At 73.2% G+C, this 18,724-nt stretch carries 20 protein-coding genes; 10 read left to right on the plus strand and 10 right to left on the minus strand.

What is annotated here, in order from left to right; translation table 11 throughout:
• The first annotated feature begins 98 nt into the window (after positions 1 to 98).
• From HEK131_RS16650 to HEK131_RS16670, 5 genes are all read left to right on the plus strand, one after another.
• A complete protein-coding gene (locus HEK131_RS16650) occupies positions 99 to 761 on the plus strand; it encodes a nucleoside/nucleotide kinase family protein (RefSeq protein ID WP_244335901.1) in 663 nt (220 codons plus the stop codon).
• A 164-nt stretch (positions 762 to 925) separates the two neighbouring features.
• Complete coding sequence (locus HEK131_RS16655; RefSeq protein WP_432215644.1) at positions 926 to 2,608, plus strand: phospholipid carrier-dependent glycosyltransferase; 1,683 nt, start codon at positions 926 to 928, stop codon at positions 2,606 to 2,608.
• A 54-nt stretch (positions 2,609 to 2,662) separates the two neighbouring features.
• Positions 2,663 to 3,604 (plus strand): MurR/RpiR family transcriptional regulator, encoded by a 942-nt coding sequence (locus HEK131_RS16660; RefSeq protein ID WP_244335902.1) that lies wholly within the window; start codon positions 2,663 to 2,665, stop codon positions 3,602 to 3,604.
• Positions 3,605 to 3,780: 176 nt separating this feature from the next.
• A complete protein-coding gene (locus HEK131_RS16665) occupies positions 3,781 to 4,161 on the plus strand; it encodes a hypothetical protein (protein WP_217462252.1) in 381 nt (126 codons plus the stop codon).
• 99 nt (positions 4,162 to 4,260) lie between these two features.
• Positions 4,261 to 6,633, plus strand: a complete 2,373-nt coding sequence (locus HEK131_RS16670) for a SpoIIE family protein phosphatase (RefSeq protein ID WP_244335903.1) — start codon at positions 4,261 to 4,263, stop codon at positions 6,631 to 6,633.
• An 8-nt stretch (positions 6,634 to 6,641) separates the two neighbouring features.
• Here HEK131_RS16670 and HEK131_RS16675 read toward each other — a convergent pair whose 3' ends face one another.
• On the minus strand, positions 6,642 to 7,310 hold the full coding sequence (locus HEK131_RS16675; RefSeq protein WP_244335904.1) for a peptidoglycan-binding protein: 669 nt from the start codon (positions 7,308 to 7,310) through the stop codon (positions 6,642 to 6,644).
• Positions 7,311 to 7,388: 78 nt separating this feature from the next.
• Positions 7,389 to 8,252, minus strand: a complete 864-nt coding sequence (locus HEK131_RS16680) for a hypothetical protein (RefSeq protein ID WP_244335905.1) — start codon at positions 8,250 to 8,252, stop codon at positions 7,389 to 7,391.
• A gap of 187 nt (positions 8,253 to 8,439) precedes the next feature.
• Between HEK131_RS16680 and HEK131_RS16685 the strand changes: the two genes are divergently transcribed.
• On the plus strand, positions 8,440 to 9,171 hold the full coding sequence (locus tag HEK131_RS16685) for a TetR family transcriptional regulator (RefSeq protein WP_217462255.1): 732 nt from the start codon (positions 8,440 to 8,442) through the stop codon (positions 9,169 to 9,171).
• A gap of 116 nt (positions 9,172 to 9,287) precedes the next feature.
• A complete protein-coding gene (locus HEK131_RS16690) occupies positions 9,288 to 9,692 on the plus strand; it encodes a Zn-ribbon domain-containing OB-fold protein (protein WP_217462256.1) in 405 nt (134 codons plus the stop codon).
• A gap of 7 nt (positions 9,693 to 9,699) precedes the next feature.
• Here the strand turns inward: HEK131_RS16690 and HEK131_RS16695 are convergent, their stop codons facing one another.
• Positions 9,700 to 10,086, minus strand: a complete 387-nt coding sequence (locus tag HEK131_RS16695; RefSeq protein WP_217462257.1) for a PPOX class F420-dependent oxidoreductase — start codon at positions 10,084 to 10,086, stop codon at positions 9,700 to 9,702.
• Between the two features lie 142 nt (positions 10,087 to 10,228).
• On the opposite strand from HEK131_RS16695, the gene HEK131_RS16700 reads away from it, so the two are divergent.
• A complete protein-coding gene (locus HEK131_RS16700; protein WP_244335906.1) occupies positions 10,229 to 11,059 on the plus strand; it encodes an SAM-dependent methyltransferase in 831 nt (276 codons plus the stop codon).
• A 136-nt stretch (positions 11,060 to 11,195) separates the two neighbouring features.
• Positions 11,196 to 12,572, plus strand: a complete 1,377-nt coding sequence (locus tag HEK131_RS16705) for a S1 family peptidase (protein WP_244335907.1) — start codon at positions 11,196 to 11,198, stop codon at positions 12,570 to 12,572.
• Between the two features lie 83 nt (positions 12,573 to 12,655).
• Here HEK131_RS16705 and HEK131_RS16710 read toward each other — a convergent pair whose 3' ends face one another.
• From HEK131_RS16710 to HEK131_RS16735, 6 genes are all read right to left on the minus strand, one after another.
• Positions 12,656 to 12,841: a hypothetical protein gene (locus HEK131_RS16710; RefSeq protein WP_217462260.1), complete on the minus strand. Its 186-nt coding sequence runs from the start codon at positions 12,839 to 12,841 to the stop codon at positions 12,656 to 12,658.
• Positions 12,842 to 12,984: 143 nt separating this feature from the next.
• The gene (locus HEK131_RS16715; RefSeq protein WP_244335908.1) at positions 12,985 to 13,680 is read right to left on the minus strand and encodes a L,D-transpeptidase family protein; all 696 of its coding nucleotides are present in this window, start codon (positions 13,678 to 13,680) and stop codon (positions 12,985 to 12,987) included.
• A gap of 144 nt (positions 13,681 to 13,824) precedes the next feature.
• Complete coding sequence (locus HEK131_RS16720; RefSeq protein ID WP_217462262.1) at positions 13,825 to 14,631, minus strand: SDR family NAD(P)-dependent oxidoreductase; 807 nt, start codon at positions 14,629 to 14,631, stop codon at positions 13,825 to 13,827.
• A gap of 79 nt (positions 14,632 to 14,710) precedes the next feature.
• Complete coding sequence (locus tag HEK131_RS16725) at positions 14,711 to 15,340, minus strand: MBL fold metallo-hydrolase (protein ID WP_244335909.1); 630 nt, start codon at positions 15,338 to 15,340, stop codon at positions 14,711 to 14,713.
• Entirely contained in the window at positions 15,340 to 16,428 is a 1,089-nt protein-coding gene (locus HEK131_RS16730; RefSeq protein ID WP_217462264.1) for an S-(hydroxymethyl)mycothiol dehydrogenase, read from the minus strand. Before HEK131_RS16730 ends, HEK131_RS16725 begins: the two co-directional genes overlap by 1 nt.
• Positions 16,429 to 16,583: 155 nt before the next feature.
• Positions 16,584 to 16,883 carry a hypothetical protein gene (locus HEK131_RS16735; protein WP_217462265.1) on the minus strand — a complete coding sequence of 100 codons (300 nt, stop codon included), beginning with the start codon at positions 16,881 to 16,883 and terminating at the stop codon, positions 16,584 to 16,586.
• Positions 16,884 to 17,054: 171 nt separating this feature from the next.
• On the opposite strand from HEK131_RS16735, the gene HEK131_RS16740 reads away from it, so the two are divergent.
• The gene (locus HEK131_RS16740; protein ID WP_217462266.1) at positions 17,055 to 17,420 is read left to right on the plus strand and encodes a nuclear transport factor 2 family protein; all 366 of its coding nucleotides are present in this window, start codon (positions 17,055 to 17,057) and stop codon (positions 17,418 to 17,420) included.
• Positions 17,421 to 17,618: 198 nt separating this feature from the next.
• Here the strand turns inward: HEK131_RS16740 and HEK131_RS16745 are convergent, their stop codons facing one another.
• Positions 17,619 to 18,647: an alcohol dehydrogenase gene (locus tag HEK131_RS16745; protein ID WP_244335910.1), complete on the minus strand. Its 1,029-nt coding sequence runs from the start codon at positions 18,645 to 18,647 to the stop codon at positions 17,619 to 17,621.
• Between the last annotated feature and the right edge of the window lie 77 nt (positions 18,648 to 18,724).

Here is an 18,724-nt window from a genome sequence, read left to right on the forward strand (position 1 = left end):
CTCCCTTCCCCGGATCGGGCACGGCGATCACGCCCTTCGGGGCGGAAACGGGGCGCCCGCCGACCGCCCCGCGCGCGCCCGGTGGCACACTCTGCTCCATGCCGCCGACCTTCGACGATCTCCTCCTCCGCGCGCGCAGCCTGGTCACGGGCGGGCAGCGCGCGATCCTCGGCATCGCGGGCGGTCCGGGCGCGGGCAAGACGACCCTCGCCGGACACCTGGTGCGGGCCCTGAACGCGGACGGGCCGCCCTGGGTGGCGCACGTGCCGATGGACGGCTTCCATCTGGCCGACGCCGAACTGGAGCGGCTCGGGCGCCGGGACCGCAAGGGCGCGCCGGACACCTTCGACGCGGCCGGGTACGCGGCGCTGCTGCGGCGGCTGCGCGAGACCCCCGCCGACGGCGAGGTGGTGTACGCGCCCGCCTTCGAGCGGGACCTCGAGCAGCCGGTGGCGGGCTCGATCCCGGTGCCGCCGTCCGCGCGGCTGGTGGTGACCGAGGGCAACTACCTTCTGCTGCGCGAGGGTTCGTGGGCCGGCATACGGCCGCTGCTGGACGAGGTCTGGTACTGCGAGGTCGCCGAGCCGGAGCGGGTGCGGCGTCTGGTGGCCCGGCACGTGGAGTTCGGCAAGGAGCACACGGCGGCGGTGGCCTGGGTGATGGGCACCGACCAGCGCAACGCCGAGCTGATCGCCACGACGCGGGACCGGGCGGACCTGGTGATACCGCCCTCGGTGCTGCCCGGACCGGGCCGGGGCTGAACCGGCGCGGGTCCGGGGCCGTATCCCTGGGTGCACGGCGGAGGGTCCGCCGAGGGGGCCGGCCGGGCGGTGGCGCCGCCGGTCGCGGGAACGGTGTGCGGACACGGCCCTGAGCGGGGCCGATCGCCGCCGGGACCGGCGCGGCCCGTGCCACCGTGGGGCGGATGATGGCGAGCGAACAGCACGGGGCCGTGGCCACCGCGACGGTCCCCGCGCCCGGGACCCCGCGCGCGCCGCTCCCGCGCGCACGGACGCGCGGGCGGCTGGTGCCGCTGCTCGTGCTGCTGCTCCTGGGCCAGATGGCCGCGGCGATGGTCACCACGGCGGTCCGGCAGACGCCCACCATCGACGAGCCCGTGTACGTGGTGACGGCCACCGACTATCTGCGCGAGCACCGGGTGCGCTACAACGCCGAACACCCGCCGCTCGGCAAGCTGCTGATCGCGGCCGGGGTGGCGGTCGCCGATCCGCACTACGACCCCGACACCCCCGGCACCCAGGGCGACGCGGGACGGCACCTGCTCTACGAGTCGGGGAACGACCCCTGGCGGCTGATGCTGTGGGCACGGCTGCCGGTGATCGCGATGACCCTGCTGTGCGGGCTGGTGGTGTTCGCGTTCGCGCGGGACCTGGCGGGCCGGGCGGCCGCTCTGGTGGCGCTCGCGCTGTACGCCTTCTCCCCGGATGTGATCGCGCACGGCTCGCTGGCCACGCTCGACCTGCCGATGACGGCCTTCCTGCTGACGTCGGTCTGGCTGCTGTGGCGGGCACGCTCGCGGCCGCGGCCGTACCTGCCACTGGCCGGGGCGGCGCTGGGCGCGGCGGTGGCGACCAAGATGAGCGCGCTGCCCGCGATCCCGCTGCTGATGGTGCTGGCCGCCTGGTCGGTGTGGCACGCGCGGGCCGGGGCCGGGCGGCGGCGCAGGGTGCGCTCGGCGCTCGCGGGTGCGAGCACGGTGCTGCTGGTGGCGCTGGCGGTCGTCTGGGCGACGTATCTGGTGGTCGACCCCCGGCTGGGGTTCGCGCCCGCCGAGCCGGTGCCGCCGCTGGCGGGGAAGCGGGCGCTGGTGAGCGGTCTGCTGCCGCTGCCGCCCGCGTACGGGGCCGGGCTGCGGATGCAGTTCGCGCTGGAGTACTACCCGTGGGACGGCTTCCTGTTCGGCCGGGTGTACTCCGGCGCCCTCTGGTACTACCTGCCCGTGGCGCTGCTGGTGAAGACCCCGCTCGGTCTGCTGGCCCTGGGCGCGGCCGGCGTCGTGACGGTACTGGCGGTGCCGCGTCTGCGTCCCGCGGCGGTGTATCTGCTGGTGCCGCCCGCGCTGTTGCTGGCGGTGGCGATGACGGGCGCGCGGGACTTCGGCACCCGGTACGCGCTGTTCGTGCCGGTGTTCCTGGCGCTGGCCGGGGGCTGCGTCACGGTCTGGCGGCGCCGGTGGGCGGGGGCGCTCACCGGAGTACTCGTGCTGTGGGTGGCGGTGAGTTCGCTGCGCGCGTTCCCGTACTACCTCCCCTACGCCAACGAGGCGTTCGGCGGCCCGGCTCGCACGCACGAGCTGCTGCACGACTCCAACGTCGACTGGGGGCAGGACCTGGGCGCGCTCGCGGACCGGCTGCGGGAGCGGTACCCGCACGAGCGGGTGTGGCTGGTGTACAAGGGCGCCGGTGTCCCGTCGTACTACGGCATCCGCGCGGCCGACCCTCGCGCGGTGCCGCCGGACCGGGTGCGCGGGCTGCTGGTGGTCTCGGACTCGGCCGTCGCCAAGGCGCGGGGGCGGCTGGCGGAGCTGATCCGTACGAGCCGCCCGGTCGGCGAGGTGGGCCACTCGATCACGCTGTACCGCCGCTGAGCCTCGCGCCCGACACGCCGGACGGTGTGGGGCGGTGAGCTATGTTGACTCGTCGTGGGAGACAAAGTCGACGGTCCGGCGTCCTCGCCGCAGCAGGCGCGCGCACAGGCATCCGCGATCACCTCGGGCGGGCCGGCAGCGGGCGCCGAGGCCGCGCCGACCTCCCGGTTGCGGGCGCTCTTCGACGGGCCCAGGCTCTCCCCAGGACAGCGCCGGGTGGCGCAGTACCTGATAGAGCACCTCACCGAGGCGGCGTTCCTGTCCATCACCGAGCTGGCAGACCGGGCAGGGGTCAGCCAGCCCTCCGTGACCCGGTTCGCGGGCGCCGTGGGCTTCAGCGGTTATCCGGCGCTGCGGGAGCGGCTCCAGTCGATCGCGCTGAGCGCGCTGGCGGGCGGCGCCGGTGAGGAGGACCGGGCGAACGAGCTGCAGGCGGCGGTCGACGCGGAGATCCAGAACCTGGAGCATCTGCGCCGCGACCTCGCCGACCCGGACCGGGTGATCCGGGTGGGCCGGGAGCTGTCCCTGTCCACCCCGCTGACCGTGCTGGGCCTGCGCATCTCGGCCTCGCTGGCGGAGTACTTCGGCTACGCGGCCCGGCGTATCCACCCCGACGTACGGCTGGTGACGCGGGGCGGCAGCGTGGCCTGCGACGCGCTGCTGCAGTCCCGCGAGGCGGGCGGTACCTGGGTGCTGGCGTTCGCCATGCCCCGGCACGCTCAGGAGACGCTCGCCGCGCTGCGGGTCGCGCGGGAGGCGGGGCTGAAGGTCGCTCTGGTCACCGACCTGGCGCTGGGCCCGCTCGCGGAGGAGGCCGACGTCACCTTCGCCAGCGGCACCGGCTCCCGGCTGGTCTTCGACTCCTACGCCGCCCCCGGCCTGCTGGCCGCCGCCCTGCTGCAGGCCATGACCGACGCCGACCCCGAGCGCACCCAGGGCCGGCTGGAGAAGTACGAGCAGGTCGCCGACCAGCAGCAGTTCTTCCTGCGGGACTGATCCGGAGCGACGTATCCCGCATCGGCGCGGATGAATGTTTTCATCCGTCTTGAAAAGCGGTTGGCATATATAAATACTGCTCACGGATTCCGTGGCGGTCCCGTCAGGCCCGTCCGGGCCAGGGCCGCCCCCACCCGTCGGAGCACCCTCCCCGACGACGAGGCACACCGGAAGCGATGAGCATGCCGATCACCACCACGCGCATCAGCCCCGACTGGCCCTGCCAGGTCAAGGCGCCGGGCAGCTACGACTGGGAACGCTCGGCGGCCAAGTGGCTGCGCGAACTGATCCCGGCGCGCTACGCCAGCTATCCGGCGCTGATCCGGCACCCCGTGCTGCTGGCCCGGCACGCCGGGCTCCAGGTGCAGCAGGAGATCCGGGTGGCGCGCACCGCGCTGCAGACCGCCCGTGCCGAGCTGCCGATGCTCGGGCTGCCCGAGTCGGTCATCGAGCACACCATCAAGCTGTACGCCGCCGAGCTGCTCCAGCTCCAGCACATCGCGCGCAGTGTCCGCGCCGTCTCCGAGGCGCTGGGCACCCGTGGCACCGGCCGCTGACCGGGCCTTCCGCGCCCGCGATCCGGCGCTCGCCGCTCCTGGAGGGAACGGCTGCGCCGGACAAGTGAGCGAGCGGCCGGCTTGTGCCATGCTCGTCGCGTGACGAGCGAGCCCGCATCCCCTGTGGACCCCGGTTTCGGCGCCGACGTCGCGGCGCTGGCCAAAGTCGTGGCCCGGCAACGCGCCGAGTTGGAGCGGCTGCGCGACCTCGCCGCCTCCTCGGCGGTGCTGGAGCGGGCCAAGGGCGCGCTGATGGCCATGACCGGCCGGTCGGCCGACTCCGCCCACGGGGAGCTGCTCGCGCGGACCGAGGCCGGCCGCCGCACCCTGATCGAGGAGTGCTGGCTCACCCTGGGCGCGCTGGAGCCCCCGAAGCCCACCCCTGCGGACACGGAGGACCCCGGACCGCTGGAGCCCTGGTCGGCCGCCTCCCGGCAGCCCGCGCCCACCGCACCCGGCGACCTCGCGGACGTCCTGGGTGACCTGGGCCGGGATCTCGTCCGGGTCGGCTCGCCCCAGGAGCTGGCCGGGTATCTGCTGCGGCACCTGGGCCCGGACGCGGCCGCCGACGCCGTACTGCTCTACCAGCACCTGCCCGAGGACGGTCTCGAACTCATCGGGTACGCGGGTATCGACGCCGCCCTCGCCGGGCGCTGGCACCACATGCCGCCGCTGAGCAGGCTGGCCCCGCTGGAGTGTCTGCGCACGGGCGAGCCGCGCTGGCTGGAGGACCTGGCGGCGGACCGTCGGCGGTACCTGCTCGGGGACCCGCCCGACCGATGGCATTCGCGGGCCTGGCTGCCGGTGCCCGCCGGGCCGGGCTCCGGCGTGGCGCTCGGGGTGCTGCGCACCCAGGAGGGACCGTTCGAGCCGCGTGAGCGCCGGCTGCTGCTGGCGGCGGCCCGGTTGTGCGCGGGACGGCTGCGCGCCTTCGACGCGGCGGCGGACGGCGAGACGGACGGTGCCGCCCGGAGCGTGCAGGCGGTGCTCGACGGGCTGCCGGGCGCCGCGATCCTGCTGTGCCCGCTGCGGGCCGCCTCCGGCGCGGTGGAGGACTACCGCATCGAGGCCGCGAGCCCGGAGGCGGTCGACGTGTTCGGCAACACCGGGCGCGAGATGATCGGCCGGCACATCCTGGAGAGCTATCCGTCCGTGGCGGGCGAGCAGTTGTGGCACGGCTATCTGACGGCGCTGACCACCGGGGTGCCGTTCGAGAGCGCGCCGTTCGCCTACCAGGACGTGGTGGACGGCGTGCCGGTGACCGCCACGTACTCCGTGCGGGCGGCGCCGCTGGCCGACGGGCTGCTGGTGACCTGGCTGCGGCTCGACCCGCTGGACCGGCAGGAGCAGCGGCTGTGGGACGTGCAGCGGCTGGGCAATCTGGGCTGGGCCAACTGGAACCTGGTCACCGGCGACATCTCCTGGTCGGCGCAGACCTACGCGGTGCTCGGGCTGAACGCGGCGCGCGGACCCGTGGCGCTCGCGGAACTGCCCGCGCTGGTGGCGCCGCAGGACTCGGGGCCGCTGCGGGCTGCGATCACCGGACTCGTCCGCCACGCACGCCCCTTCGACGTGCCCTTCCGCATGGAGACGCCCGACGGGGTGCGGCACCTGCGGATCGTCGCGGAGGCGGTGACCGAGCCGGACGGCACGCCCGCCGAGGTGCACGGGTTCGTGCAGGACCTCACCGCCCAGCGCAGCGCCGAACTCGCGCTGGTGGAGAGCGAGCGGGCGATGCTGCTGCAGCGCGGGGTGCTCCAGGCCGAACGGGCACTGGCCGACCGGCTGCAGCACGCGCTGCTCCCGCTGCCCGCCGGTCCGGTCCGGCTGGCCGGGCTGCGGGTCGAAGTGGCCTACCTGCCGGCCCAGTCGGGCATCCAGGTCGGCGGCGACTGGTTCAGCGCCATCGAACTCTCCGACGACGCGGCGCTGTTCGTGGTCGGCGACGTGGCGGGCCATGGCATCGGGGCGGTGGCCACGATGGCTCAACTCCGTTTCACCGCCAAGGGGATGGTGGGCACGGGGTCTTCGCTGACCGGGGCCCTGACCCGGCTGAACACCCTGCTGCTGCACTCACGGGACGGCCGCAGCACCGCCACCATGGTGCTGGCCCGCTACGACCCCACGACCCGCGTCCTGGCCTGGGCCCAGGCCGGGCACCCGCCGCCGCTGCTGGTGCGCGGAGGCACCGCACGCTTCCTCACCCGGCCCGTCGGCATGCTGCTCGGCGCGAGCGCGACCCCGGTGTTCGACTCGGCCGAGGCCCGGCTGGAACCCGGCGACCGGCTGCTGCTGTTCACCGACGGCCTGGTGGAACGCCCCGGCGAGGACGTCCACGCGGGCTTCGCCCGCCTCGCCGACACGGTCCGCACCCACGGCGAGGACAGCCTGGACACCCTGCTCGGCATGATGCTGGTCGACGAACACCGCGACGACGTGTGCGTGGTGGACATCCGGCTCCCGGTGGAGTGAGGACCGGGTCACTCCGTACCGGTGCGGGACTCCAGGGCGCGGCGGGTGTCGTCGCCGTAGACGCCGTCCTCGTCGCCCCGGATGCCGTACCAGAGCTGGAACCGGGCGACCGCCGAGGTGAGTCCGGGGTCGTAGGCGCCGGTGGGAGAGCCGTCCCGGAAGACGTCGGGGATGCGCAGCAGGCGGCGCCGCAGTTCGGTGACCTCGGGGCCGGAGTCGCCCTGGCGGAGGGTACCGGGACCGTCCGGGTCGGCGGGGGCGGGGGACCCGGGTGCGGTGGCGGGGGCGGTGGTCGTGACGGGTGGGGACGTGGGTCGCGCGGTGGCCTCCTGGCGGCCGGGGAGCAGGAGGGCGCAGCCGAATCCGGTGAGGGCGGCCGCGGCCAGGGCGAGGCCGACCGCCCAGCGGCGCCGGGTGGAACGGGCCCCCGCGCCCTCGCCCGTGTCGGTGCCTGTGCTCGTGCCCGTACTCAGTCCCTCGGGCGGTACCGGGGGCAGTTCCTCGGTGTCGTCCTCGGCGGGCCGCGCGGGCGTCTCGCTCCGGACCCCGGTCCCCTGTTCCGGCATCAGCTCGCGCATCAGCTCCGCGAGGGCGTCGGTGGGGCGGGCGCGCAGGACGCGTACGGGTTCCACGACCCTTGTGGGGCGCGGGCGTTCGGGATCGGGGGGTGTCGGCACGCTGCTCTCCTTCCGTCCCTCGCCCTGGGGTACGGAGCGCGGGGCGGCGGCGTTCAGGGTGTCCCCGTCACGACCCGGTCACGCCGGGGCGAGCGCCTCCTCGTGCGCGCCCTCGTGCACGAAGCGGCTCAGCGACGCCGTCAGGGTGCCCACGAAGGCGTCCTGGTCGTCCTCGGTGAGGACGTCCAGGGAGAGATAGGGGTTGAGGTCCTCCAGCTCGACCAGGAGCAGGTCGCCCTCGAGGGTGCGGCAGGCGTCGACGCGCTGGATGCCGTGGCCGAGCGCGTTCCAGTCGATGAATCCGCGCGCGAACTCCAGGTCGGCGGCGGTCGCCCGGTACGGCTTGAGGTCCCAGCGCTGCCGGGGGTCGGGGGCGTAGAGGGCGTACTGGAAGTCGTCGTCCACGAAGTAGAAGGACACCTCGTGGACGAAGTCGATGTGCGGCTGGACCAGGACCGAGCCGTCGGCCAGCGGAGCCTCGGCGGCGCGGCTCGGCGGGACGGTGCGCAGCCCGAGGGAGTCGGCGCCGTACATCGGCTTGACCACGTAGCGGTCGGCGGCGGGCAGCCGGTGCAGGTCCTCGGCGTGGGCGACGGTGGGGATGACCGGGAGTCCGGCCACGGTGAGGTCGAGCAGATACCCCTTGCCGGCCATGTCGGCCTTGCCGGTCAGCGGGTTGTAGACCCGGGCGCCGGTCTCGAGCGCGTGGGCGCGGAACGCCTCGTACTCGGTGCGATAGCCCAGCACCGGGCCGGTGTTGCGGACCACGACGGCGTCGAAGCCGTCCATCAGCGCGGCCGCGTCCATCGGGTGGCACAGGGCGAGATCGAAGTGGGTGCGCAGCCGGGAGGTGAGGAAGACGTCCTCGTCGCCGTAGCGGCGCCCTCGGGCCGGGTACGCCAGGTCGGTGACGTAGAGCAGGCGGGGGCGGGCGGAGGGCATACGGGGTCTCCTCGTTCGGGCCGGGTGCCGACAGGGTGGAGAAAGGTTACGTCGCAGGCCGGCGCCGATGATCGCCGGGCCCTGCGGGCATCGCGCGCACCGCTGTCCGCAGCACTCGGTTCCCTCGTGAGGGCCTGTTCACTGCACTGAGTGCCAGGCGGGGGGCCTGAGTGCTACGTTCCCGTCCATGAGCACCAGCAGTGCGGCGCCGCCCGCGAAGCCGCCGATGCGCGACGCCCTGGTGGCGGCCGCCTTCCAGCTCTTCCTGGAGCGCGGGTACGAACAGACCACGGTGGACGACATCGTGGCGCTGGCGGAGGTCGGACGACGCTCGTTCTTCCGCTACTTCCCCTCCAAGGAGGACGTGGTCTTCCCCGACCACGAGGGCTGTCTGGCCGACATGACCGCGTTCCTGTCGACGGGCGACGACGGCGAGGAGCCGGTGCGGCGGGTGTGCGACGCGGCCCGGCTGGTGCTGCGCATGTACGCGGAGAACCCGGCGTTCTCGGTACAGCGCTACCGGCTGACCCGGCGGGTGCCGGGGCTGCGGGCGTACGAACTCTCCGTGGTGTGGCGCTACGAGCGCGCGCTCGCCGCGTATCTGCGCGGCCGGTTCGCCGGGCGTCCGGACGGCACGCTGCGCGCAGACGTGATCGCGGCCGCGGTGGTCGCCGCGCACAACAACGCCCTCCGCTCCTGGCTGCGTTCGGACGGCAAGGGGGACGCGGAGGCGGCCGTGGACCACGCCCTGGGCTGCGTGCAGGCCGCGTTCGCCGACGCGCCGGCGAGGCCCGCGCCGTCCCCCTTCCCGCCCGAGTCGCCGCGCCCGGACGACGTGGTGGTCCTGGTCGCCCGCCGGGACGCTCCCCTGTGGCAGGTGGTGCGGCAGTTCGAGGCGGCACAGGGCGAGGGCCGGTAATTCAGGGTACGCAGTGCCTTTACGAGTGACACTGAGTGCCATACGCTGTCGCTCGTGCACGGTGGCACGGCATCGGGCACGAGCGGATTCCGGCCCAGTGCAGGGAGTTGACGAGCGTGTACCACCACTCAGCAGGAACGGCCCAGCCGGTGGCAGGCTCAGGGGGCCTCCTCACGGACCGCCCCGCCGACTCCATCGAGTACCAGCGCTGCGCCTGGTGCGGCACCGCGATGTACCACCGGCTCCTCTGTCCGGTCTGCCAGGGCAGCGACCTGCGCACCGAGCGCAGCGAGGGCGTCGGCACGGTCCGGCACTCCACGATCGTCCACCGCAACACCCCCGCCGCCCGCAACGTCTCCCTGGTCGAACTGGCGGAGGGCTTCGTCGTGCGCGGCCGGGTCATGGGGCCGCCGGTCGGCATCCACAGCGGCGACCGGGTCCGCCTCTCCACGGCCAAGGACCCGGTGCGGGGCGAGCCGGTCTTCCAACTGCTGGACGAGGTCTGCCGGGCGTGGACCTGACGGGGCCTCAGGCCGGGAACGTCACCCGGATGCCCACCGTGCCCTCGGTGCCGCGGCGCAGCTTGCTGCCCAGCAGGGTGAGGCGGCCGGCGATGCCGTACTTGCGGGCGATCAGGGTGCGGTAGCGGGCAGTGGTGGCGGGGTCGGCGATCTCGGCGGTCGCCGGGTGCTGGGCGCCGGTGGGGCGGCCGCGCATGTCGCAGGGGCCGACGAGGACGTCCGCGCGGCGGCGGATGCGCTTGACCTTGTAGCTGTCGGCGGCCGTCCAGACGCCGAGGGCGTCGCCGTCGGGGACGACCCAGACCGGGGTGGCCACCGGGGTGCCGTCCTTGCGGTAGCTGGTGACCAGCAGATACTTGCCCGAGCCGAGCCGGGACACAAGCGCGTCTTCCATGGCCCGAGTCTAGGAGGCGGCGCGCCCGGGGCCGCGCAGACACCCCCAATGCCGCGGACCTGCGGCGCGGAGCAACTCCGGCGTCTAGATTGCGTCTTGACCGGTACCTCTCCCGCACCAGGCACCCCAGGAGCTGACCCCCGTGACCGACAACCCGGCCGCCACCAACGACGTGGCCGTGTCCCTGCGCGCCCGCATCAACACCGGCCAGCCGCACACCGCCCGGATCTGGAACTACTGGCTCGGCGGCAAGGACAACTACGAGGTCGACCGCGCGGCCGGCGACCAGATCCGTCAACTGCACCCGGGCATAGGCGAGTACGCCCGCCACGACCGCCTCTTCCTGGGCCGCGCGGTGCGTCACCTGGTCGGCGAGGTCGGCATCCGGCAGTTCCTGGACATCGGCACCGGCCTGCCCACCGCCGACAACACGCACGAGGTCGCGCAGAGCGTGGCACCGGAGACACGGGTCGTCTACGTCGACAACGACCCGCTGGTCCTCACGCACGCCCGTGCCCTGCTCACCAGCACCCCCGAGGGCCGCACCGACTACCTCGACGAGGATCTGCGCAACATCGACGCGATCTTCGAGCACGCGGCGAAGACCCTGGACTTCAGCCAGCCGGTGGCCCTGATGCTGCTCGGCGTGGTCATCTTCATCGGCGACGACGAGGACCCGTACGCCATGGTCCGGCGCCTGGTGGAGCGGCTGCCCGCGGGGAGCTACCTGGTGCTCTCGCACACCGTCACCAGCCCCTCGATGCCGGACGTGGACGAGGCGGTGAAGTTCTGGAACGAGCACGGCACCCCGAAGCTCACCCAGCGCACCCCCGAGGACGTGACCCGCTTCTTCGACGGCCTGGAGCTGCTGGAGCCGGGCGTGGTGTCCTGCTCGCGCTGGCGCCCGGAGGGTACCGGGGAGGGCGAGCCGGAGGAGGTCGCCATGTTCGGCGGGGTGGCCCGCAAGAACTGACCCGGCACGCCGCGCGGAATCCCGCCGTCCGCTGAACACTCCCGGCCCCGGCCCCGTACTGACGGGGGGCGCTCACGACCGGAGGGCCCCGTGCCGCCGGTACGGGCGGCACGCGCTCGGGGTTCGGGAGTCAGGCATGAGGCACGCACGACGGCGGGTCGTCCGGCGAGTGACACGGCTGGCGGCGGTCGGCGGACTCCTCCTGGGAGGAGGGATGGTCACGCAGGCGGCCATGGCGAGCGAGACCCCGGACGCGCCCGCCACGACGTTCAGCGCGGCCGGCACGGCCGGGGGCAAGGGCGCGGCACTGGCCGCGAAGCTCGGCACGGCCCGCTCGGCGGGCAACTGGGTGGACGCCCAGGGCCGCCCCGTCGTCGCGGTGACCGACGAGCGGGCGGCCGCCGAGGTGCGCGGAGCCGGGGCCCAGGCCAAGGTGGTCGGGCACAGCATGAACGAGCTGAAGTCGGCGACGGCCGCGCTGCGTTCGGCACCCCGGGTCACGGGCACCGCGTGGGCGGTGGACTACCGGACCAACCGGATCGTGGTGAGCGGGGACCGCACGGTGTCGTCCGGGGACTGGACGAAGATGACCCAGGTCGCCTCACGCATCGGCGACTTCGTGACGATGCACAGGACCCAGGGCACGTTCACCACCCGGCTCAACGGCGCCCAGCCGATCCTCTCGACCGGCGGCCGCTGCTCGGCCGGGTTCAACGTGACCAACGGGCAACGGGACTTCATCCTCACGGCCGGGCACTGCGGGCCGACCGGTTCCATCTGGTTCGCGGACGGCCAGGGCACCCGGCAGCTCGGCGCCACGGTGAACAGCAGCTTCCCCGGCGGCGACTTCTCCCTCGTGCAGTACGACACCGGCAAGGCCGGCCAGGGTGCCGACGTGGTCGCGGTCGGCGGCGGCAAGGGGGTGCGGATCACCGGGTCGGCCGACGCCGCGGTGGGCCAGCGGGTGTTCCGCAGCGGCAGCACCAGCGGGCTGCGCGACGGCCAGGTGACCGCGCTCAACGCGACCGTGAACTACCCCGAGGGCACGGTCACCGGACTGATCGAAACAAATGTGTGCGCCGAACCCGGCGACAGCGGCGGCCCGATGTTCTCCGAGGGCATCGCGCTCGGCATCACCTCGGGCGGCAACGGCGACTGCACCGCCGGCGGTACGACGTTCTTCCAGCCGGTGACCAAGGCGCTCACGGCACTGAACGTCAAGCTGATCACCGCCACCCCGCCCGCCGGCGCCGCCCAGGGCGCCTCCCCCACCCCCGCGACCGAGGCCGGCCAGAGCGGTATGACACCGAGCGCGGCCCGGCCTGGCTCGACGGCTCCCGTGAACGGCGTGGAGGGCGAGACGCTGCTGGCCCGGCTCACCGACACCCGGAACGTCGGCCCCGGACTGCTGGTGATCGCGGGCAGTGTGATCGCGCTGGTCGCCACCCGGTACATCCGCGCCGAGCAGGACCGCAAGGCGTACCAGCGGTACTACTCCGCGACCTGGGGCTGACCCTGTGAGGCCGGGGCGCGGCAAAGGAGGGCACCCGGTCACGGGTGCCCTCTCGGCGGTACGACGGTGGCTGCGGGGTCCGGTCAGACCGAGCGGCGCGGCATAGGGGCCGCGGCGGCCCACTCCATCACGAGGCGCTGGTACTCCGCGCGCTGCTCGCTGGTCAGGATGCCGCCCGACCGGCGCCACAGGGCCCGGATCTCCTCGTTGACCTCCGCGGCCGAACGCCCGCAGGAGGCTTCAGCAGTGGTGGACATGGTGTGAAGCATATGCCGGTCCTCGTGAAGGCAGCGTGAATAAGTACGTGCGATTCGGGCATTTCGGACCGTGTTGCTCATCACGTCAAGAAGCCGTGCGGAAGGGCGAGTTCGGTTGCGCGGGGCCGACCCGCCCGTCCGCGCGCGGGTCGGGCTCAGGTGCCGGGCTTGCGGCCGTAGACGAAGACGTCGTCGCCGTTCTTCAGCAGTGACCAGTACTTCTTCGCGTCCTTCGTGGTCATGTTCACACAGCCGTGGGAGCCCGGCGGGTTCCACATGCTGAGACCCACGGAGTGGAACGCCTGCCCGCCGTCGAAGAACTGGCTGTACGGCATCGACACGTCGTAGATGCTGGAGACGTGGTCGATGTCACGCCAGTAGACCTTCTTCAGGCCGGTGCGGGTCTCGTACTTGTCACGGCCGGTGCGCACGGGCACGGGGCCGTACACGAGCCCCTTGCCGTCCTGGACCCAGCTGAGCTGGAGCGTGAGGTTCACGCAGGCGATGCGGCCCTTGTTGGTCGGGCACTTGCCGTCCTTGTCGGGGTTCTTCCCCACGGCCTTCTGCCGGTTCATGAGGTCCATCACACCCCAGGTGACGGGCCCGGCGTAGCCGATGTTGGGAGTGATGCCGTGCTTGTTCTGGAAGTTGCGGATGGCCGTGCAGTCGGCGCTGGACTGCTTGCCGTCGGCCGTGCGGCCGAGGAACCGTTCCACCTGCTTCTGGTACGGCCCCGCCTTGCTGGTGCAGCTCGCGGCCTGGGCCGGTGTGGCGGTGACGGCGAGCGTGAGCGGCGCGACCAGCGCGCCGACCCCGAGTGCGACGGCCCCTCGTCTGCGTATGTCGCCCATGGGCGGCCCCATCCCTTCTCCCCTGCGGGTCCCGGGGACTTCCCCCGGCTGTCGCCTCGTCGCGTTTCGAGGCTTTCGGCCTACTAGACCGGCTCATCGGCCGGATGGTTGTGTTTCCGGCACGTTGTGACGAAACGGTGAACTTTACCTCCGCCCGGCGCGGCTCCTGTCCAGCGCGGTGCGGAATCCGGTGTGCACGGCGGTGAGCCCGCCGTCGACGACGAGGGTGGTGCCGGTGATCCAGGCGGCGTCGCGGGAGGCGAGGAAGGCGACGGCGGCCGCGACGTCCTCGGGCTCGCCGACCCGGCCCAGCGGGTAGCAGTCGCGTACGGCGTCCAGATCGTCGTCGCGCCCCTCCCAGGCCGAGGTGCGCACGGTGCCCGGTGCGACCAGGTTCACCCGCACCCCGCGGGCGGCCGCCTGCCCGGCGAGAGTACGGGTCAGGGAGCCGAGGCCGGCCTTGGCGGCGCTGTAGGCGTGGTTGCCGAAGTCCTGGAGGCCGTTGACCGAGCCGATGCTGACGACGGCGCCGTGCCCGGAGGCGGCGAGGTGCGGCAGCGCGGCCTGGCAGCAGCGGCGGACACCGCCCAGGGTGATGTCGAGGTCACGGAGCCAGGACTCGTCCGGGTCGTCCTCGAACGCCGGGCCCTCCGGGGAACAGTGGGCGGCGCAGTTCACCAGTACGTCGAGCGAGCCGAACGCGGTGACCGCGCGGGAGACGGCCGCTTCCACGGACGCCCGGTCGGCCACGTCGCACGCCAACGCCTCGGCCGCGAGCCCCTGGTGGCGCAGCGAGGCCGCGGTGCGCTCCGCCTCCGGCGCGTCCCGGTCGGTCACCAGGACCTGTGCGCCCTCCTGCGCGAGGCGCCGGGCGACGGCCGCGCCGATACCCCGGCCCGCGCCCGTGACGAGGGCGCCGTGGCCCGTGAAGCGGTGGGTGAGATCCGTCATGGGCCGACGGTAGGACAGCGGGCGGCCACCGCGACAGAGGCCGTACCGTCACGGTGGCCGCCCGCTCGCGGCACGCGGCTCAGTGGCCGCGCTCGATCCACTCCTGGAGGTGGCCCGATTCGTCGCCGATGGTCGTCGGGTCGCCGTGGCCGGTCAGTACCTTGGTCTCCGGGGGGAGGGTGAGGAGCCGGTCGCGGATGGAGTCGATGATCGTCGGGAAGTGCGAATACGACCGCCCGGTGGCGCCGGGTCCGCCCTGGAAGAGGGTGTCACCGCTGAAGACGGCACCGAGACCGGGGTCGTAGAGGCAGACGGCGCCGGGGGCGTGGCCGGGGGTGTGCAGCACGGTCAGGTCGGCTCCGGCGGTCTCCAGCACCTGGCCGTCGACCAGGTGCTCGTCGGGCTCGCGGTCGGGGTGGGTGAGCTGCCACAGCGGCAGGTCGTCGGGGTGCAGCCAGATGGTGGCGCCGGTGAGGTCCGCCAGGGCGGGGGCGGCGTTGACGTGGTCGTTGTGCGCGTGGGTGCACACGATCGCGGTGAGGCGGCGGTCACCGACGGCCGCAGCGATGGCCTCGGCGTCGTGGGCCGGGTCGATGACGACGGCCTCATGGTCGTCGCCGACGATCCACACGTTGTTGTCGACGTCCCAGCTTCGCCCGTCGAGGGTGAACTGGCCGGAGGTGACGAGGCGTTCGATACGGGCGGTCATCAGAGCTCCACCACCGAGCGCAGCACGTCGCCGTGGTGCATCCGCTCGAACGCCTGCTCCACCTCGTCCAGTCCGATGGTCTCGGTGACGAACGCGTCCAGCGGCAGGCGCCCTTGGAGATGCAGGTCGATCAGCATCGGGAAGTCCCTGGAGGGCAGGCAGTCGCCGTACCAGGAGGACTTCAGCGAGCCGCCGCGGCCGAACACGTCCAGCAGGGGCAGTTCGAGCTTCATCTCCGGGGTGGGCACGCCGACGAGGACGACGGTGCCGGCCAGGTCCCGGGCGTAGAACGCCTGCCGGTAGGTCTCCGGGCGGCCGACCGCGTCGATCACCACGTCGGCGCCGAAGCCCCCGGTGAGTTCGCGGATCGCCTCGACCGGGTCGGTCTCCTTGGAGTTGACCGTGTGGGTGGCGCCCAGGGTGCGCGCGGTCTCCAGCTTGCGGTCGTCGATGTCGACGGCGATGACCTTCGCGGCCCCGGCCAGCACGGCACCGGCGATGGCCGCGTCCCCGACACCGCCGCAGCCGATGACGGCGACGGAGTCGCCCCGGCCGACGGCGCCGGTGTTGATGGCCGCGCCGATGCCCGCCATGACACCGCAGCCGAGCAGTCCGGCGACGGCCGGGGAGACCTCGGGGTCGACCTTGGTGCACTGGCCGGCCGCGACGAGTGTCTTCTCCGCGAAGGCGCCGATGCCGAGCGCGGGGGTGAGCTCCTGGCCGGTGGAGGCCAGGGTCATCTTCTGCTTCGCGTTGTGGGTGTTGAAGCAGTACCAGGGGCGGCCGCGCAGACAGGCCCGGCAATTGCCGCACACCGCACGCCAGTTGAGGATCACGAAGTCACCGGGCGCCACATCGGTGACGCCCTCCCCCACCGACTCCACGACACCGGCGGCCTCGTGGCCGAGCAGGAAGGGGTAGTCGTCGGAGATGCCGCCCTGCTTGTAGTGCAGATCGGTGTGGCAGACCCCGCACGCCTGGATGTCGACGACGGCCTCGCCGGGGCCCGGATCAGGGATCACGATCGTCTCGATCCGTACCGGCTCGTCCTTCCCCGGTGCGACAACGCCGCGTACTTCCTGCGCCATGGCCTGGCCCCTCTTCCGTCGGTGTCCCTACGCCGCCGACCCTACGCCACAAGGGGGCGCCGAGAGCGCTCGGCGAGGGCGTGGACCAGCGGGTTTCCCGGCATGGGCGAGGGCCGCCCGGTGGTGGACGGCCCTCGTCGGAGATGCGGTTCGGGTCAGAGCCCGGGGAGCAGCCCGGTGACCGGTGCGGCGAGGTCGGTGAGCTGGTGCAGTTCGTTCAGCCGGTTCAGGTCGCTCACCTGGTTCAGGCCGCGCAACTGCTCGCCCACGCGCGGGACCTGGCTCTGGGCCTCGGGGGGAAGCTCGCTCAGGGCGACGTCGTCCAGCACGGTCATCGGGTTGATCTGCCCGTTGGCCGGGGCGCTCGCGTCGGCCGCGTTCGCCATGGGTGCGACAAAGCCCGTGACACCGACGGCCAGACCGACGGCGGCGACGATGCGTCGTGTTGAGATCATGCCCTCTGTAACGCTTCTACCCCCGTGCCGGACACGGGCGGTGGCCGTCGCTCACCCGACAGGCGGACCCGGTCGTCTGCGTTTGCCGTGACCGCCGGGGCGGAGGAGTCTCGGATGTGGGCCCCCGCGGTCCGCCGCCCGCCGGGCCGCGGGCGTACGAAGGAGGTCACCATGGGCAGCAGACAAGACTCCGCCTTCACCACCGAGGCACTGCGCGAGGCCATCGAGGCGGACTCCGGAGAGGGCCTGCTCGCGCTGTACGAGGACGACGCGCAGATCCGGGTCATCGACCAGTCCGACCAGCCGAGCCACCCCAAGGTGCTGCGCGGCCGCGGCGAGATCGAGGAGATGCTCGCCGACATCTACAGCCGCGAGATGATCCACCGGCTCGACCAGTGCGTCATCGACGGCGACCGCGCGGCGTTCACCGAGTCGTGCCAGTACCCGAACGGGAACAAGGTCTACGCCGAGTCGATGGTCATCCTGCGCGACGGCCGGATCTCCGAGCAGATCCTGATCCAGGCATGGGACGAATAGGCGCGAGGCTCGCGCGGGTCCAGGTCAGTTCTCGGCTGACCTGGACTTTCTCGGCCCGCCTCGGGTCGGCCCCGGCGCCGTCGCGGCAGGCGGTCGCGCGGCCCGCCGGGGTGGTGCGGTCGTCGGCGCGGCTGGCCCGTGCGGTCCTGCGGGCGGTGCGGCCGCGGCTGCCGCACCGGTCCCGCCGTGGTTCGGCCGTCACCCGGTGGTGAGGACCATCCGGAAGCGCGCCTTGCCCGCGAGCATCTTCTTGAAGGCGGCGTCCGCGTCGGCCAGCGGCACGCTCTCGCTCATCGGGCGGATGCCGTGCAGCACGCTGAACTCCATGGTGTCCTGCACGTCCTGGGAGGTGCCGGACGGATGGCCCTTGACCTCGCGGCCGGCCATCAGGAGCTGGACCGGGCTGATGTCCAGCGGTTCGGTGGTGGCGCCGATGACCACGAGCTGGCCGCGCGGGGCCAGGCCGTCCACCGTGGCCGACATCGCGTCGGAGTTCCCGGCGGTGGCCAGCACCACCTTGGCGCCGCCGAGCGCCTGGAGCGCCTCGGCGACGGGGGTGCCCGAGGTGCTGTCGATGTAGTGGTGGGCGCCCAGTTCCCGGGCGAAGTCGGCCTTCTCCGCACCGCGCGCGATGGCGACGGTCTCGAAGCCCATCGCGGCCGCGTACTGCACCCCGAGGTGGCCGAGGCCGCCGACGCCGAGGACGGCGACCAGGTCACCGCCGGGCCGGGCGTCGGTGCGCCGCAGGGCGTTGAACGTGGTCACGCCCGCACACGCCATGGGCCCCGCGTCGGCGGCGGCCAGGCCCTCGGGGATACGGGCGAGCGCGTCGACGGGGACGATCACCTGCTCGGCGAAGCCGCCGTCATAGGCCCAGCCGGGCACCTGGAGGCGGACGCAGGTGATGAAGTCGCCCTCGCGGCACGGCTTGCACCAGCCGCAACTGCCGCCGAACCAGCCGACGGCGACCCGGTCCCCGACCTGCCAGTCACGCTCCGCCGTGCCCTCGCCCAGCTCCGCGATCCGTCCGGCGATCTCATGTCCGGGGACCTCGGGGAAGGAGATGCCGGGCAGCCCGCCCTCGACGAACATGGCGTCGCTGTGGCAGATGCCGCACGCCTCCACAGCGATCCGCACATGGCCGGGGCCCGGCTGTTGGACCTCCCGCTCGACCAGCTCGAAGCTGCCGCCGGGGCTCGTCACCTGCGCCACTCGATAGCTACTCATACGCCTCTCCGCAGTACGACTCTCCGCTGTACGACACGGAAGCCCGTGAGGGCCCTCGCTCCAGCAGACCAGCCGCA

It is taken from the genome of Streptomyces seoulensis, from assembly GCF_022846655.1.
In the GTDB taxonomy this organism is placed as follows: Bacteria; Actinomycetota; Actinomycetes; order Streptomycetales; family Streptomycetaceae; genus Streptomyces.